Origin of the sequence: Nocardia cyriacigeorgica (assembly GCF_005863245.1) — a bacterium.
Classification (GTDB): Bacteria; Actinomycetota; Actinomycetes; order Mycobacteriales; family Mycobacteriaceae; genus Nocardia; species Nocardia cyriacigeorgica_C.
The window spans coordinates 406,302-422,201 of sequence record NZ_VBUT01000003.1; the positions used below are offsets into that span (position 1 = coordinate 406,302).

The 15,900-nt window shown below is 68.9% G+C and carries 14 protein-coding genes; 9 read left to right on the plus strand and 5 right to left on the minus strand.

The annotated features are described in order from the left end of the window. Window positions 1-80 precede the first annotated feature (80 nt). Window positions 81-1,046 carry a D-2-hydroxyacid dehydrogenase gene (locus tag FEK34_RS08400; RefSeq protein WP_171048089.1) on the plus strand — a complete coding sequence of 322 codons (966 nt, stop codon included), beginning with the start codon at window positions 81-83 and terminating at the stop codon, window positions 1,044-1,046. A 29-nt stretch (window positions 1,047-1,075) separates the two neighbouring features. Then, a complete protein-coding gene (locus FEK34_RS08405) occupies window positions 1,076-2,461 on the plus strand; it encodes an amidase (protein WP_212748734.1) in 1,386 nt (461 codons plus the stop codon). Window positions 2,462-2,509: 48 nt separating this feature from the next. Here FEK34_RS08405 and FEK34_RS08410 read toward each other — a convergent pair whose 3' ends face one another. Then, window positions 2,510-3,004, minus strand: coding sequence for a DUF3830 family protein (locus FEK34_RS08410; RefSeq protein ID WP_138447270.1), 495 nt, complete (start codon window positions 3,002-3,004; stop codon window positions 2,510-2,512). A gap of 30 nt (window positions 3,005-3,034) precedes the next feature. Then, window positions 3,035-4,294 carry an aspartate aminotransferase family protein gene (locus FEK34_RS08415; protein WP_138447271.1) on the minus strand — a complete coding sequence of 420 codons (1,260 nt, stop codon included), beginning with the start codon at window positions 4,292-4,294 and terminating at the stop codon, window positions 3,035-3,037. Between the two features lie 166 nt (window positions 4,295-4,460). On the opposite strand from FEK34_RS08415, the gene FEK34_RS08420 reads away from it, so the two are divergent. Further along, window positions 4,461-5,933 carry an NAD-dependent succinate-semialdehyde dehydrogenase gene (locus tag FEK34_RS08420; protein WP_171048090.1) on the plus strand — a complete coding sequence of 491 codons (1,473 nt, stop codon included), beginning with the start codon at window positions 4,461-4,463 and terminating at the stop codon, window positions 5,931-5,933. After that, window positions 5,930-6,991, plus strand: a complete 1,062-nt coding sequence (locus FEK34_RS08425) for a tartrate dehydrogenase (RefSeq protein ID WP_138447272.1) — start codon at window positions 5,930-5,932, stop codon at window positions 6,989-6,991. Before FEK34_RS08420 ends, FEK34_RS08425 begins: the two co-directional genes overlap by 4 nt. Before the next feature lie 65 nt (window positions 6,992-7,056). Here the strand turns inward: FEK34_RS08425 and FEK34_RS08430 are convergent, their stop codons facing one another. After that, window positions 7,057-7,836 (minus strand): metal-dependent transcriptional regulator, encoded by a 780-nt coding sequence (locus FEK34_RS08430; protein WP_249357842.1) that lies wholly within the window; start codon window positions 7,834-7,836, stop codon window positions 7,057-7,059. 135 nt (window positions 7,837-7,971) lie between these two features. On the opposite strand from FEK34_RS08430, the gene FEK34_RS08435 reads away from it, so the two are divergent. From FEK34_RS08435 to FEK34_RS08450, 4 genes are all read left to right on the plus strand, one after another. Then, a complete protein-coding gene (locus FEK34_RS08435) occupies window positions 7,972-8,940 on the plus strand; it encodes a bifunctional riboflavin kinase/FAD synthetase (RefSeq protein ID WP_171048091.1) in 969 nt (322 codons plus the stop codon). Window positions 8,941-9,077: 137 nt separating this feature from the next. After that, on the plus strand, window positions 9,078-9,347 hold the full coding sequence (gene rpsO / locus FEK34_RS08440) for a 30S ribosomal protein S15 (RefSeq protein WP_138447274.1): 270 nt from the start codon (window positions 9,078-9,080) through the stop codon (window positions 9,345-9,347). Between the two features lie 560 nt (window positions 9,348-9,907). Further along, entirely contained in the window at window positions 9,908-12,178 is a 2,271-nt protein-coding gene (locus FEK34_RS08445) for a polyribonucleotide nucleotidyltransferase (RefSeq protein WP_138447275.1), read from the plus strand. Window positions 12,179-12,258: 80 nt separating this feature from the next. After that, window positions 12,259-13,572 carry a M16 family metallopeptidase gene (locus FEK34_RS08450; protein WP_138447276.1) on the plus strand — a complete coding sequence of 438 codons (1,314 nt, stop codon included), beginning with the start codon at window positions 12,259-12,261 and terminating at the stop codon, window positions 13,570-13,572. A 154-nt stretch (window positions 13,573-13,726) separates the two neighbouring features. Here the strand turns inward: FEK34_RS08450 and FEK34_RS08455 are convergent, their stop codons facing one another. Then, window positions 13,727-14,122, minus strand: a complete 396-nt coding sequence (locus tag FEK34_RS08455) for an ArsR/SmtB family transcription factor (protein WP_138447277.1) — start codon at window positions 14,120-14,122, stop codon at window positions 13,727-13,729. Between the two features lie 93 nt (window positions 14,123-14,215). Here FEK34_RS08455 and FEK34_RS08460 point away from each other — a divergent pair, with 93 nt between their 5' ends. Next, on the plus strand, window positions 14,216-15,433 hold the full coding sequence (locus tag FEK34_RS08460; protein ID WP_138447278.1) for an MFS transporter: 1,218 nt from the start codon (window positions 14,216-14,218) through the stop codon (window positions 15,431-15,433). Window positions 15,434-15,456: 23 nt separating this feature from the next. Here the strand turns inward: FEK34_RS08460 and FEK34_RS08465 are convergent, their stop codons facing one another. Next, window positions 15,457-15,846, minus strand: coding sequence for a hypothetical protein (locus FEK34_RS08465; protein ID WP_138447279.1), 390 nt, complete (start codon window positions 15,844-15,846; stop codon window positions 15,457-15,459). Window positions 15,847-15,900: the final 54 nt, after the last annotated feature.

Genomic DNA, 15,900 nt, shown 5'->3' on the forward strand with positions numbered 1-15,900 from the left:
CCCTCTCGCGCTCAGCTGGATAGACCTCCGAACCCGATCGGATTGTTGACAATCATACGATGTGATCTTACGGTGTCAATGTGAAAGAGGGCCCTATTGTCGCCGTCTTGCACAGTGACAGTGTGCCCGACTCGGAATTGATGGCCGGGGTGAGCGCCCGGGCCACAGTGCGCTACACGGAGGCATCCGGGCTGGCCGAAGCACTGCGCGGGGCAGAGGCGCTGTTCGTCTACGACTTCCTGACCCGGGCGCTGCCCGGCGCCTGGCATGCGGCCGACCGGCTGCGCTGGCTGCATATGGGCGCCACCGGCGTGGATCCGGTGATGTTTCCCGAGCTGAGAGCGAGCGAGGTCGTGGTCACCAATACCCGTGGCGTCTTCGACGCGGCCATCGCCGAATACGTGCTCGGCCAGATTCTCGCCTTCGCCAAGGACCTGCCCGCCTCGGTGCGGCTGCAACAGCACCACGACTGGCGGCACCGCGAATCGGAGCGAGTCGCGGGTGCCACCGTACTGATCGTCGGCACCGGCGCCATCGGACGCACCATCGCGCGCTTGCTGCGGGCGGTGGGGATGCGGGTGCGCGGGGTCGGCAGGCGAGCGCGCGGCGAGGACCCGGATTTCGGCAGCGTCGGGGTGGACCTGCACGCGGAACTGCCGTGGGCCGACTACGTCGTCGCGATCGCGCCGCTGACCGAACAGACCAGGAAGATGTTCGACGCCAGGGCCTTCGCCGCGATGAAACCGCATGCCAGGTTTGTCAATGTCGGGCGCGGGGAACTCGTGGTTACCGATGATCTGGTCGGCGCTCTCGCGAACGGGGCGATCGCCGGGGCGGCGCTGGATGTGGTGGACCCGGAGCCGCTGCCGCCGGGACATCCGCTGTGGGATATGCCGAATGTGCAGATCACCCCGCACAATTCGGGTGACGTCATCGGCTGGCGCACCGAGGTCGTCCGGGCGTTCACCGAGAACTTCGATCGGTGGATGGATGGCCGTCCGCTGCACAACGTGGTCGACAAGACGCTGGGGTACGTGCCCGGCTGAAGGAGGGCCAAGCCATGAGCTACCCCGATATCAACCGTCCCACCGATCCCGCCGCGATGACGGCGGTGCAACTGGTCTCCGCCTACACCTCGGGCGCCCTGTCGCCGGTGGAGGCCACCGAGGCGATCCTGGCCGCGATCGCCGAACGCGACGGCGCGCTCAACGCCTACTGCCTGCTGGATCCAGACCGTGCGCTGGTGCAAGCGAAGGAATCGGAGGGCCGCTGGCAGTCCGGGTACGCGCGCGGGCTGCTCGACGGCGTGCCGATCTCGATCAAGGACGTGTTCCTCACCGAGGGTTGGCCGACCCGGCGCGGTTCCACCTGTATCGGTGCGGCGGGTCCGTGGCCGGTGGACAGCCCCGTGGCCGCGCGGCTGCGCGAGGACGGGATGGTGCTGCTCGGAAAGACCACCACGCCCGAGATCGCCTGGAAGGCGGTCACCGACAGCCCGCTCACCGGCGTCACCCGCAATCCGGTGGATCCCGCACTCACCGCGGGCGGCTCCTCCGGCGGCAGCGCGGCCGCGGTCGCCGCCGGACTCGGCCCGGTCTCGGTGGGCACCGACGGCGGTGGCAGCGTGCGCATTCCGGCGTCGTTCTGCGGGATCGTCGGATTCAAGCCGACGCACGGACGCATTCCGCTCTACCCGGCCAGCCCGTTCGGGCCGCTGGCCCACGCCGGGCCGATGGCGCGCACCGTGGAAGACGCCGCGCTGCTGATGGACATCCTGTCGCTGCCCGATCCCCGCGACCCCACCGCGCTGGCCCCGACGCTGACCACCTTCCGCAGCCAGATGCAGCGCGACGTGCGTGGCATCACCGTGGCGTGGTCGCCGACGCTCGGATTCGCCGAGGTGGACCCGGAGGTGGCGGCGATCGTAGAACGCGCGGTGATGCGCCTGGGCGAGGCCGAATTGCGGGTCGTGCCCGCCGATCCCGGCTTCGGCGATCCGCGCGAGGCATTCGAGGTGCTGTGGTCGGTGGGTGCGGCGGCCATGCTCGCCTCGTTCCCGCCGGGTGCGCGGGAGAAGGTCGATCCCGGTTTGCGGGAAGTGTGGGAACGTGGTGAATCCGTGAGCGGCGTCGACTATCTCGCGGCCCGCGATGTCGCCGCGTCCGTCGGCATCGCCATGGGGTTGTTCCACACCGCCTACGACGTGCTGATCACCCCGACCATGCCGATCACCGCCTTCCCCGCGGGCCACGACGTTCCGCCCGGGAGCGGGTTGACCGGCTGGCCGCAGTGGACGCCGTTCACCTACCCGTTCAACCTCAGCCAGCAGCCCGCCATCAGCATCCCGGCGGGAACCACCGCTGACGGGCTGCCGGTCGGGTTGCAGATCGTGGGCCCACGCCATTCCGACGACCTCGTGCTCGCCGTCGCTCGCTACGCGGAGTACGTGCTCGGGTCCTGAGCGCCGGCCCTCGGGACCCGAGCCACTCTCCGCGAACCGTTGCCGTGGCTACGCCCTCGCGAAGGCGAGCGTTTCTCCCTCGACGCCGTAGCGCCACAGGTCGTTGCAGGCGGCGGCGATCTCGGCGAGCCCATCCTCGATGGTGGCGAAGACATTGCCGGGGACCCAGCCGAGGTCGCCGTTGATCAGCAGGTTGTTGCGCCCGTAGAAGATCGCCAGATCGGTCGCGCCCTGGTTGTGGTGGGCGGTGGAGCCGGGTTCGTAGCCGTAGGCGGGGTTGCCGATCTCCCACGGCTCGAAATCGAACAGGCAGACGTCACCGGGAATGGGGGTGACGGTCGGGTTCTCGCGATGCGGCGCCGCGGTGATCCGGGGGACCAGCGTGTAGACCTCGTTGCGTGCGTACTTCGCGTGGTAGGCGTCGCCGGTCTGGGGTAACGCATCCCAGACCGCCGCGCAGGTCAGCGGCGCCTCGGCGTCGAGCAGCCGGGCCCGGCAGCCGACGCCGGCCTTGGTGAGGGTGATGGTGATGTAGCGGTTCATGAAGTCTGCTCTCCGATCGCGCGGTACCGGCTAGGGCTGGGAGGTGCCTGGGAGCTCGGCCAGCACCTGGGCCCAGATCTCCAGCGCGTCGTCGATCTGTTCCCGGCTCACCACCAGCGGCGGAATCATGCGCACCACGTTCATGTGCGCGCCGCAGGTGAGCAGCAGCAGGCCCTTCCGCACCGCCAGCTGCTGCGCCCTGGTGGTGGTCTCCCGATCGGGTTCGCCTGCCGCCGTGACGAATTCCGCGCCGACGAGCAGGCCGAGCCCACGCACATCGCCGATCGCCTTGCTCTCCAGCTCACGCATCCCGGCCAGCAGCTGCGCGCCGCGCTCGGCGGCGTTGTGCACCAGACCCTCCGATTCGATGACCTCCAGCGTGGCGATGGCGGCGGCGCAGGCCACCGCATTGCCGCCGTAGGTGCCGCCCTGCGACCCCGGCCAGGCCTTGGCCATCAGCTCGCGGGAGGCTGCGATCCCCGACAGCGGGAACCCGCTGGCCAACCCCTTGGCAATGGTGATCACATCGGGTGCGACGTCGAAATGCTGGTGGCCGAAGAACTTTCCGGTCCGGCCGAAACCGGTCTGGATCTCGTCGAACACCAGCACGATGCCGTGCCGGTCGGCGCGCTCGCGCAGGCCGCGGAAGAACGCCCGGTTGCCGGGCACGTAGCCGCCCTCGCCGAGCACCGGTTCGACGATGAAGGCCGCGGTCTCCTCCGGTGCGCTGAGCGTCGCGAACAGGTAGTCGAGTTCACGCAGCGCGAAGGCCGTCGCCTCCTCCTCGGTCCACCCGTAGCGATAGGCCGTGGGGAACGGCGCCACGTGCACGCCCGCCATCAACGGGCTGAAACCCGCGGAGAACCGGGTACCCGAGGTGGTCATGGAGGCGGCGGCGACCGTGCGGCCGTGGAATCCGCCGTGGAAGACGATGACATTCGGCCGACCGGTGGCCTGCCGCGCCAGCCGCAGCGCCGCTTCGATCGCCTCGCTGCCCGAGTTGGCGAAGAACAGCGAATCCAGCCCTTCGGGCAGCACCGCCCCGAGCCGCTCGGTGAGTTCGAGCAGCGGACGGTGCATGACGGTCGTGTACTGGCCGTGGATGAGCCGCGCGACCTGGGCCTGCGCGGCCGCCACCACATGCGGGTGGCAGTGGCCGGTGCTGGTGACGCCGATGCCCGCGGTGAAATCCAGGTAGCGGCGGCCGTCGGTGTCGTAGAGGTAGCAGCCCGCGCCGTGGTCGACGGTCACCGGAGTGGCTTGTTTGAGGATGGGCGATAACGCGGTCATGGTGCTCGGCCTCCCGGGCGTGCGGGCGAGGCCCGCGTCCGATGATCGTCGGGTTGTAGGATTGTTGACAATATGCATAACATGGTCGCCGGGGTCGCAGCAATGGATCGGGCGGCCTCGTTCTTCGCGATGATCTGAATCCGCCCGAACAAGGGAGTTCGCGTCGATGCTCACCGAGATCAGTCCCGACCAGGCGCAACGCACCGCTATCGGGTCGGTGCCCACCGGCCTGTTCATCGGCGGCCAGTGGCGCACGACCGTCGCCGAACTGCCCGTCACCAATCCCGCATCGGGCGAGGTTTTATGCACTGTGGCCGATGCGAGCCCCGCCGACGGCCTCGACGCGCTCGCAGCCGCAGCCGACGCGCAGGCGGAATGGGCCGCCACTCCCGCTCGTGACCGTGCCGACCTGCTCATGCGTGCTCACCAGGCCCTGCTCGACGACACCGAGCGCCTGGCCCTGATCATGACCCTGGAAATGGGCAAACCGCTGTCCGAGGCGCGCGGCGAAATCGCCTACGCCGCAGAGTTCTTCCGCTGGTTCGCCGAAGAGGCCGTCCGCATCGAAGGCGGCTACCGGCCGGCACCACGCGGCGGCTCCCGATTCCTGGTGACCCGCCAGCCGGTCGGCCCGAGCCTGCTCATCACCCCGTGGAACTTCCCGATGGCCATGGGCACCCGCAAGATCGGCCCTGCGCTGGCCGCCGGCTGCACCTGCGTGATCAAACCGGCCGCGCAGACGCCCCTGTCGACGCTGGCGCTCGCCGAAATCCTGCGCACGGCCGGCCTGCCCGACGGCGTGGTCAATGTGGTCACCACCTCCGATCCCGGCGCGGTGATGGAACCGATGATCCGCGACAGCCGCTCCCGCAAACTCTCCTTCACCGGCTCCACCGCTGTGGGCAAGAAACTGCTGGAGCAGTGCGCCGGCACCGTCATGCGAACCTCGATGGAACTCGGCGGCAATGCGGCCTTCCTCGTCTTCGACGACGCCGACCTCGATGCCGCGGTCGACGGCGCGATCGCGGCCAAGATGCGCAATATCGGCCAGGCCTGCACCGCCGCGAATCGTTTTCTGGTGCACCGCGGTATCGCTGTCGAGTTCGCCGATCGGCTCACCGCTCGGATGGCGGCGCTGCCCATGGGCGCGGGCACCGAACCGGGCGTGGTGGTCGGCCCGTTGGTCGACGAGGCCGCTGTCGCGAAGGTGCAAGCACTGGTCGACGACGCCGTCGGCCGCGGCGCCACCGTGCGCACCGGCGGGACGCCGAGCCAGGGACCCGGCACCTTCTACCCGGCGACGGTCCTGACCGACGTCGGCGACGACGCACTGCTCACCCGCACCGAAATCTTCGGCCCGGTAGCGGCGATCTCGGTGTTCGACACCGAGGACGAGGCGATCACCCGGGCCAACGACACCCCCTACGGCCTGGTCGGCTACGTCTTCACCGAGAACCTGCGGCGCGGGCTGCGGGTCTGCGAGGCTTTGGAGACCGGCATGGTCGGACTCAATCGCGGGGTGGTGTCGGATCCTGCCGCCCCGTTCGGCGGGGTCAAGGAATCCGGGCTCGGCCGCGAGGGCGGCACCAGCGGCATCGACGAATTCCTGGAAACCAAATACATCGGAGTCGACCTGTGACCTACCGGATCGCGACCATCCCCGGCGACGGGATCGGCGTCGACGTCACCGCGGAAGCGGTGAAGGTGGTCGACGCCGTGCTGCCCGGCGTCGAATGGACCGAATTCGACTGGTCCTGCGAGCAATACCTGCGCACCGGCGCGATGATGCCCGCCGACGGCGTCGACCAGCTGGCCGCGTTCGACGCAATCCTGCTCGGCGCCGTCGGGTTTCCCGGTGTGCCCGACCATATTTCGCTGTGGGGCCTGCTGATTCCGCTGCGGCGTGCCTTCGGCCAATACGTCAACCTGCGGCCGGTGCGGCTGCTGCCCGGCACCACCTCCGCGCTGCGTGATCGCAGCGCCGCCGATCTGGACCTGCTGATCGTCCGGGAGAACTCCGAGGGCGAATACTCCGAGATCGGCGGCGTGCACCAGCGCGGGCGCCCCGGCGAATTCGTGCTCCAGGAATCGGTGTTCACCCGCGTCGGCTGCGAACGCATCATCCGCTACGCCTTCGACCGGGCCCGCGAGCGCGGCAGAGGACTGTGCTCGGCCACCAAGTCCAACGGGCTCATCCATTCGATGCCGTACTGGGACAGCATCGTCGAGCAGGTCGCGACCGACTATCCGGAGGTACCGGTGCGGCATATGCACGTCGACGCCCTCGCGGCGGAAATCGTGCTGCATCCGGACCGGCTCGACGTCATCGTCGGGTCGAATCTGTTCGGCGACATCCTCTCCGACCTCGCCGCCGCGGTCACCGGCGGACTCGGCCTCGCACCCTCGGGCAATCTCAACCCCGACGGCACGGCGCCGTCGATGTTCGAAGCCGTGCACGGCAGCGCCCCCGATATCGCAGGACAGGGCATCGCGAACCCGGTGGCGCAGATCCTGGCGGCAGCGATGATGCTCGAGCACCTGGGGGAGCATTCGGCGGCCGCCGCGATGGACCGGGCGGTATGCGAGGTCCTCGGCGCCGGGACCGTGCTGACGCCGGATCTGGGCGGCACCGCGACCACCGGTGAGCTCGGCGCGGCCATCGCCGCGACAGCGGCGGCTGCCCTGTCCCGGGGGTAGTTCACAGAGCGAGAGCGCGCTCGGCGCGTCCCTTGCCGCGGCAGCGCACTCGGCCGCGGGTAGCCTCAGAGCGCGGTCAACCAGATGGCATCCGCGGCCGGGGTGCCCAGATCCACCGGCTGATCGTCCGCACCCACCCGGATGGCGATGGTTCCGGCGAAATCGCGCCGCTCCACCACCGTGATCGGGGTGTCCAAGGCGATGCCGACCTCGTCGAAATAGCGCAGCATGGCCGGATCGGAATCGGAGATGCGCGCCACCCGGCCGCCTTCGCCGTCACCGAAATCGCTGAGCTGACGGGCCGGGGGAGTGGGCACCGCGCCATCGACCGACGGAATCGGATCACCGTGCGGATCGCGGTCCGGATACCCGAGTTTCGCGTCGATGCGGGCCATCAGCAGATCCGAGACCGCGTGCTCGAGCACCTCGGCCTCGTCGTGCACCTCGTCCCAGCCGTACCCGAGCTCGTTCACCAGGAACGTCTCGATCAACCGATGCCTGCGCACCATCGCGACCGCCGCCAGCCTGCCGTGCTCGGTGAGTGTGATCGCGCCGTAACGGGCGTGCTCGACCAGACCCTGATCGGCCAGCTTGCGCACCGCCTCCGACACCGTCGAGGCCGACACCCCGATGCGCTCGGCGAGCAGTTTGGTCGACACCTTCTCCTGCGACCACTCCTGCGCGGTCCAGATGACCTTCAGGTAGTCCTGAGCCACCGACGACAGCACCGGTGCGATCGTGGTCGCACCGGCGTGGCTCGCGTCGGGGTTGCCGGTGAGGGCATCGGCCAGTTCCCGCCGGGTGGCGATATCTCGTTTACCGGGCACATCATCGAGCTTAGGCATAGGAGCACCGATACACACATCACGCCATGCGCGAGAAACCCGCCGTTCGCCGGCGCCTCACCGCGGCGGCACCGAGGCGGTGCGACGGGCATGCCGGAATACTGTTCGACACCGGATTTGCGTAGGCTGCGCACTGTGCAGAGATGGCGAAGTCTCGACGAAGTTCCCGCGGACTGGGGCCGGTGCGTGCTCACGATCGGCGTGTTCGACGGGGTCCACCGCGGGCACGCTCAGCTGATCAGCCGTGCCGTCAAGTCGGCTGCCGCACGCGGAGTTCCGGCGGTGCTGATGACCTTCGACCCGCACCCGATGGAAGTGGTGCGTCCCGGTTCGCATCCCGCCCAGCTCACCACGCTGACCCGCCGCGCCGAACTGGCCGAGGAACTCGGCGTCGACGTCTTCTGCGTCATGCCGTTCACCCAGGAATTCATGAAACTGACCCCCGCCCGCTACGTGCACGACCTGCTGGTCGAACGCCTGCACGTGGCCGAGGTCGTGGTCGGCGACAACTTCACCTTCGGCAAGAAGGCCGCGGGCACCGTCGAGACCATGCGCGAACTCGGCCGCCGCTTCGGCTTCGAGGTCGACGCGGTGACCCTGCTCGGCGAGCACGCCGTCACCTTCTCCTCCACCTACATCCGGGCCTGCGTCGACGCCGGTGATATGGCCGCGGCCGCCGAGGCGCTGGGGCGCCCGCACCGGGTCGAGGGCGTGGTGGTGCACGGTGACGGGCGCGGCCGCGAACTCGGTTTCCCCACCGCCAACGTCGCACCGCCGATGCACGCCGCCATCCCGGCCGACGGCGTGTACGCCGGCTGGTTCACCGTGCTCGGTCCGGGACCGTCCATCGGCACCGTCACCCCGGGTGAACGCGCCATGGCCGCCATCTCGGTCGGCACCAACCCCACCTTCTCCGGCCGCGCCCGCACCGTCGAGGCCTATGTGCTCGACGGCGAAGCCGATCTCTACGGCCAGCACGTGGCGGTCGACTTCGTCGAGCACCTGCGCGGCATGCAGAAATTCGACACGCTCGACGACCTGATCGAGGCCATGCGCCGCGACGTCGCGAATGCGCGCAAAGTGCTCGGCGGCGCCGAGACCTGAGCCCGGCGACCACGCGATTCGGTCCGGCGCGCCTGGTCGGGTAAGGTGGATCCTCGGGTTTGCTGCGGTCCGCGGTGGCACCCCACCGGTTCGCCGGATCCTCGAGCGCGGAACTGAGAAACAGGAGTGGATGCCCCATGGCGTTGACCACCGAGCAGAAGAAGGCGATTCTCGCCGAGTACGGCCTGCACGAGACCGACACCGGTTCGCCGGAGGCGCAGATCGCGCTGCTGTCCAAGCGCATCTCCGACATCACCGAGCACCTCAAGACGCACAAGCACGACCACCACACCCGCCACGGCCTGATGGCGCTGATCGGTCGCCGCAAGCGTCTGTCGAAGTACCTCGCGGACAAGGACATCACCCGCTACCGCACGCTGATCGAACGCCTCGGTCTGCGTCGGTAATATTTGGCGGCGCCTGCGGCACCGCGTGTTCGCGGCCCCTTTGTGTCTCGTGTTTCCGCTACCGCTGCTTGCCTTCGGCGTGCGCAGCGGCAGCGGAAACACGAGACGGGCCGCGAACTGAGATGCTCGGTCTCGCTTCGCTCGAAAACGAGCGTCGGACCCGCCGTTGTCTATGGTCGCCTGACCAATCTCGTCGACCGTGTTCTGCGGACCGACACGCTGTTTTGCAAGCCGGTCGACGACCCCGCCAACGTGGAGGCTTACAATCTCCCCGTTGGCTTTTTCGTGCCCGGGGGAGGAATAACCCCTGCACGACAACACAGCCGTATGCACCCGTCCCCGTGGCGTCGGTCTTCGGTAGTGGCTTTTCGGCCGGTGGCATACCGCCGGAGGGCTTCGATCGATGACCGCCTCCGCGTCGCCGTATCCAAGGGGATACCGGCCGGGTGTGCGCGTCGCAGCCAGGAGGGCTGCCGCGTGCCCCGTCAGGTACGGCTGACACAGCCGGATCGCGCCAATGGGCGCCGGGTCCGGCGAGACGAGAGGTTGAGAGAAGAAAAATGTCCGAAACCACCGAACGCGCGCACAGCACGGCCGTCGAGGTCGAGCCCGGAGTCTTCGAATCCGTCGCGCTGATCGACAACGGGAGCTACGGCACCCGCACCATTCGCTTCGAGACCGGCCGTCTGGCCCGTCAGGCCGCCGGCTCGGTCGTGGCCTACCTCGACGACGAGACCATGCTGCTGTCGGCCACCACCGCCGGCAAGCACCCCAAAGACCAGTTCGACTTCTTCCCGCTGACGGTCGACGTCGAAGAGCGCATGTACGCCGCGGGCCGCATCCCCGGCTCGTTCTTCCGTCGTGAGGGCCGCCCCTCCACCGACGCGATCCTCACCTGCCGCCTGATCGACCGGCCGCTGCGCCCGTCGTTCGTCGACGGCCTGCGCAACGAGATCCAGGTCGTGGTCACGGTGATGAGCCTCGACCCCAACGACCTCTACGACGTGGTCGCGATCAACGCGGCCTCGGCGTCCACCCAGATCGCCGGACTGCCGTTCTCCGGCCCCGTCGGCGGCGTGCGCGTGGCGCTGATCGAGGGCCAGTGGGTCGCGTTCCCGACCGTCGAGCAGCTCGAGGGCGCGGTGTTCGACATGGTCGTCGCCGGTCGCGTGGTCGACTCCGGTGACGTCGCCATCATGATGGTCGAGGCCGAGGCCACCGACAAGGTCATCGAGCTGATCGACGGCGGCGCCCAGGCGCCCACCGAGGCCGTCGTGGCCGAGGGCCTCGAGGCCGCCAAGCCGTTCATCGCCCGGCTGTGCCGCGCGCAGGCCGATCTGGCCGCGCTGGCCGCCAAGCCGACCGGCGAGTTCCCGCTGTTCCCGCCGTATGAGGCCGATGTCTTCGAGGCCGTGGAGGGCACCGCCAAACGTGAGCTGAACGAGGCGCTCAGCATCGCCGACAAGCAGGAGCGCGAGGCGAAGATCGACGAGATCAAGCTCGATGTGCTCTCGCGTCTCGGCGAGGACTTCGTGGGCCGGGAGAAGGAGCTGGGCGCGGCGTTCCGCTCGGTCACCAAGAAGCTGGTGCGTCAGCGCATCCTCACCGACGGCTTCCGCATCGACGGCCGTGGCCTCGCCGATATCCGCGCGCTGTCCGCGGAGGTCGCCGTGGTGCCGCGGGCGCACGGTTCGGCGCTGTTCGAGCGCGGTGAGACCCAGATCCTCGGCATCACCACCCTCGACATGGTCAAGATGGCCCAGCAGGTCGACTCGCTGGGCCCCGAGACCAGCAAGCGCTACATGCACCACTACAACTTCCCGCCGTTCTCCACCGGTGAGACCGGCCGCGTCGGCTCGCCCAAGCGGCGCGAGATCGGCCACGGTGCACTCGCCGAGCGTGCGCTGATCCCGGTGCTGCCCAGCCAGGAAGAGTTCCCCTACGCCATCCGTCAGGTGTCGGAGGCGCTGGGTTCCAACGGCTCCACCTCGATGGGTTCGGTGTGTGCCTCCACCCTGGCGCTGCTCAACGCCGGTGTGCCGCTCAAGGCGCCGGTCGCCGGTATCGCCATGGGCCTGGTGTCGGACACCGTCACCAACGACAAGGGTGAGGACGAGGTCCGCTACGTCGCGCTGACCGACATCCTCGGCGCCGAAGACGCCTTCGGCGACATGGACTTCAAGGTCGCCGGTACCCGCGACTTCGTCACCGCGCTGCAGCTGGACACCAAGCTCGACGGCATCCCGTCGAAGGTGCTGGCCGGCGCGCTGAGCCAGGCGCACGACGCGCGCAACACCATCCTGGACGTGATGGCCGAGGCCATCGCCACCCCGGACGAGATGAGCCCCTACGCCCCGCGCGTCACCGCGATCAAGATCCCGGTCGACAAGATCGGCGAGGTGATCGGGCCCAAGGGCAAGGTGATCAACCAGATCACCGAGGAGACCGGCGCCAACATCTCCATCGAGGACGACGGCACCGTGTTCGTCGGCGCCACCGACGGCCCCTCGGCGCAGGCCGCGATCGACCAGATCAACGCCATCGCCAACCCGCAGCTGCCCAAGGTGGGCGAGCGTTTCCTCGGCACGGTCGTCAAGACCACCGCCTTCGGCGCGTTCGTCTCGCTGCTGCCGGGCCGTGACGGTCTGGTGCACATCTCCAAGCTGGGCAACGGCAAGCGGGTGGCCAAGGTCGAAGACGTGGTCAACGTCGGTGACAAGCTGCGCGTGGAGATCGCCGATATCGACAACCGCGGCAAGATCTCGCTGATCCCGGTCGAGGAGACCACCGAAGAGCCCTCCGGCGATGCGGACGCGCCCGCGGGCGAGTAGTACTTGACGGTGTGACGAAGCAGAACTCGGCAACCCCCTTGCTCCTGAACGGGCAAGGGGGTTCGTCATCGAATTGGCGGGTGAGCAAAACGGAGACGGCGACTGAGACCGGAGTCCGGCGCACGGTGCTGCCCGGTGGGTTGCGGGTGGTGACCGAGCATCTTCCCGGGGTGCGTTCGGCCTCGATCGGCGTCTGGGTGGGTGTCGGCTCGCGTGATGAGGGCCCGACCGTCGCCGGCGCCGCGCACTTCCTCGAGCACCTGCTGTTCAAGGCCACACCCACCCGGACCGCGCTCGATATCGCCGAGGCGATGGACGCGGTGGGCGGTGAGTTGAACGCGTTCACCGCCAAGGAGCAGACCTGCTACTACGCCCATGTGCTGGACGAGGATCTACCGCTGGCGGTGGAACTGGTTTCCGATGTGGTGCTCAACGGGCTGTGCAGGTCCGAGGATGTGGATATCGAGCGGCAGGTGGTGCTCGAAGAGATCGCCATGCGCGACGACGACCCGGAAGACCTGGTCGGCGACGCGTTCTTGACCGCGCTGTTCGGCGATCATCCGATCGGGCGTCCGGTGATCGGCTCGGTGGAGTCCATCGAGGGGATGCGCGCCACCCAGCTGCGTTCGTTCCATCAGCGCCGCTACCGCCCCGACCGCATGGTGGTCGCGGTCGCGGGCAATGTGGAGCACGAGCACACCGTGGAGCTGGTGCACCGCGCCTTCGCCGACCGGCTCGACCCCACCGCCGAGCCGATGCCGCGGCGCGAGGGCCGGTTCCGCACGCGGTCGGCGCCGCAACTGCACTGGAGCCACCGCGACAGCGAACAATCGCATCTGGTGTTCGGAGTGCGCGCCTTCGGCAGGCATGAGGGTGAACGCCGCTGGCCGCTGTCGGTACTCAACACCGTGATCGGCGGCGGACTGAGTTCGCGGCTGTTCCAACGCATCCGGGAAGAACGCGGCCTGGCGTACTCGGTGTATTCGAGTGTGGACACCTTCGCCGACACCGGCGCCTTCTCGGTGTACATCGGGTGCCAGCCGGAGAACCTGGCCGAGGTCGCCGCCCTCGCGCGCGGCGTGCTGGAAGAGGTCGCGGCGAACGGCATCACCGACGCCGAATGCGCCCGCGCCAAGGGCTCACTGCGCGGGGGACTGGTGCTCGGGCTCGAGGATTCCTCGTCCCGGATGAACCGCATCGGGCGCAGCGAACTCAGCTACGGCAACCACCGCAGCGTCTCCGAGACGCTGGCCCGCATCGACGCGGTCACCACCGAGGAAGTCAGCGAGATCGCCCGCACGCTGCTGGCGCGGCCGTTCGGTGCATCGGTGGCGGGGCCGTATCGACGCACCCGGGAATTGCCTGCTTCGGTGCGGCGGCTCGTCGAGGGCTGATCACGGACGAGCAGCGCGCCGATCCGCTCGGCCGGCAACGTGGATCGTCGTCCCACCGGATCACGGAGCGATGCGCCGGCCGCGCTCGACGGCGCTGCCGTTCGTGGCGGGCACAGACCGGATGGGCCGGGCGGTGGCGCTGCCGGTTCTGTTGCTACCGGCGGCCGGATGCGTGCTGCTGATGGTGCGAGCCCTCGGGCGGCTGATGGTCGGCCACAGCGTCGCCCTGAGCCCGGTTGGCCGCCTCGACCACCGAGGCCAGCAACCCGGGCAGCGCCTCGTCGAGGGCGTCGGTGCGCAAGCGCTGGCAGGTCTGGCCGTCGATCACCAGCCGTTCGATGACGCCGGCCTCGCGCAGGATCTTGAAATGGTGGGTGGCGGTGGACTTGTTGATCACGTCGTAGAGCGCGCCGCAGCGCACCGCGGTGCCCGCATTGCTCAGCCGGCGCACCATCTCGAGGCGCACCGGATCCTGGAGTGCGCCGAGCACAACGGGGAGCGCGGCCACGGGGTGGACCTCGGCGCCGGTGACCGCTGTGGTGTCCGTCATGATCTACCTCACTGGGGGGTTTGATGATCGTCGTACCGTGCGTTATGGTCGATTTGGTTCGATCATTATCAAACTTACCTGATCGGGGTTTCGATGGCAGCGACAACGGCAGTGCCCGGCCAGGAGCGGGCCGCGCAGTCGTGGGCATACGCTCTGGTGCTGGCCGCCAGCGGCGTCGCGCTCGGGGTCTCCGGGGTACCGGCCCCGCTGTACGGCATCTACGAGCGGGAATGGCATCTGTCGCCGCTCACCACCACGATCGTGTTCGCCGTCTACGCGGTCGCGGCGCTGGGTGCGGTGCTGGTCTCCGGCCGGATCTCCGATGTGGTCGGGCGCAAGCCCGTGCTGCTCGGTGCGTTCGCCACGATGATCGTCGGGCTGATCGTCTTCGTGCTGGCCGATACGGTGCCGATGCTGTTGCTGGCGCGGGCGCTGCACGGCTTCGCTGTCGGCGCGACGGTGGTGGCGGGGGCGGCCGCCCTGCTGGATCTGCGGCCGCATCGCGGCGCGCGCTCGGGGCAGCTCACCGGCGTCGCCTTCAACGTCGGGATGGCGGTGGCGATTCTAGGGTCGGCGTTGCTCGCGCAGTACGCGCCGAATCCGCTGCGCACGCCGTATGTGGTGATCAGCGTGATCTGCTTGATCATCGGCGTCGGGGTGCTGGCATTGCGTGAACCGCATGTCGCGCGGGTCGCCGGCCGGATCCGGATCGCCAAACCCGCGGTGCCGCAGGAGATTCGCGGTGATTTCTGGTTCTCCGCGATCGGGGTGATGGCGGCCTGGTCGGTGCTCGGTGTGCTGCTGTCGCTGTATCCGTCGCTGGCCGCGGAGAAGACCGGCATCCACAACCTGGTGTTCGGTGGGCTGGTCGTCGCCTCGACCGCGCTGTCGGCGGCGCTGGCGCAGCTGTTCGCCACCGGGGTGCCCGCCAGGGCGGCGGCCATCATCGGCGATATCGGCATGGCGATCACCCTGCTGCTGACCGTCCCCGCCCTCGCCACGCACAACTGGGTGGCCGTCATCGGGATCGGGCTGGCCCTCGGCGCCACCTTCGGACTCGGTTTCGGCGGGTCCCTGCGACACCTGTCCAACGTCGTGCCGCAGCACAAGCGCGGCGAGACCATGTCGGCGTACTACCTGCTGGCGTACTCGGCGATGGCGCTACCCACGGTCGTCGCCGGCTGGGCCGCGACGACCTGGGGGTTGAGCACGGTGTTTCCGTGGTTCGTCGGTGCGGTGGCGGTGGCCTGCCTGATCGCCGCGGGTCTCGGCGTGCGCCGTGGGCGGGCCGAGGTGAAAGCCGCGGCCTGAGCCGGCGCACGCGGCGGTGCCGATCAGTCGGCCGGTGTTTCGTGGACGGCCAGCCATTGCAGGCCGGGCTCACCGTCGGCGGGCGCCAGCACCGCCGTCACCCGGCGACGGGCGATCTGTCCGGCGTGGTGGTGCGATTCCAGGAATCGCACCACCGCCATTCCGGATTCGTCGGCGAGTTCTTCGAATTCGCTGATATCGATGCGCAGTCCGGGGCTGGCATTGCGCGCGCCGCGCAGCCGGTCCAGCAGTTCGGTTCGCCGCAGGATTTCGCCTGTCGTCGTCACCATCGAGAACGATCGGTGCTGGGCGGCGGCGAAACGCTCGAAAACCGAAACGTCCGCTTCGGACCCCAGCCAGGTGGCGAGGTCGTCGTGCAATTCTTCGACTGCGGACTCGATATCGGTGCCCATCGCTATCCATTCTTCGCGTACTGGTTCGCCCACGGTGCCTCGCTGCCGCCGTGA

Excerpts from the sequence above, each read along its gene's own strand:
- FEK34_RS08420 (WP_171048090.1), top strand. The coding sequence starts at position 4,461 with ATGCTCACCGAGATCAGTCCCGACCAGGCGCAACGCACCGCTATCGGG.
- FEK34_RS08465 (WP_138447279.1), bottom strand. The coding sequence starts at position 15,846 with ATGGGCACCGATATCGAGTCCGCAGTCGAAGAATTGCACGACGACCTC.
- FEK34_RS08430 (WP_249357842.1), bottom strand. The coding sequence starts at position 7,836 with ATGCCTAAGCTCGATGATGTGCCCGGTAAACGAGATATCGCCACCCGG.
- rpsO (WP_138447274.1), top strand. The coding sequence starts at position 9,078 with ATGGCGTTGACCACCGAGCAGAAGAAGGCGATTCTCGCCGAGTACGGC.
- FEK34_RS08455 (WP_138447277.1), bottom strand. The coding sequence starts at position 14,122 with ATGACGGACACCACAGCGGTCACCGGCGCCGAGGTCCACCCCGTGGCC.
- FEK34_RS08410 (WP_138447270.1), bottom strand. The coding sequence starts at position 3,004 with ATGAACCGCTACATCACCATCACCCTCACCAAGGCCGGCGTCGGCTGC.
- FEK34_RS08415 (WP_138447271.1), bottom strand. The coding sequence starts at position 4,294 with ATGACCGCGTTATCGCCCATCCTCAAACAAGCCACTCCGGTGACCGTC.
- FEK34_RS08445 (WP_138447275.1), top strand. The coding sequence starts at position 9,908 with ATGTCCGAAACCACCGAACGCGCGCACAGCACGGCCGTCGAGGTCGAG.
- FEK34_RS08460 (WP_138447278.1), top strand. The coding sequence starts at position 14,216 with ATGGCAGCGACAACGGCAGTGCCCGGCCAGGAGCGGGCCGCGCAGTCG.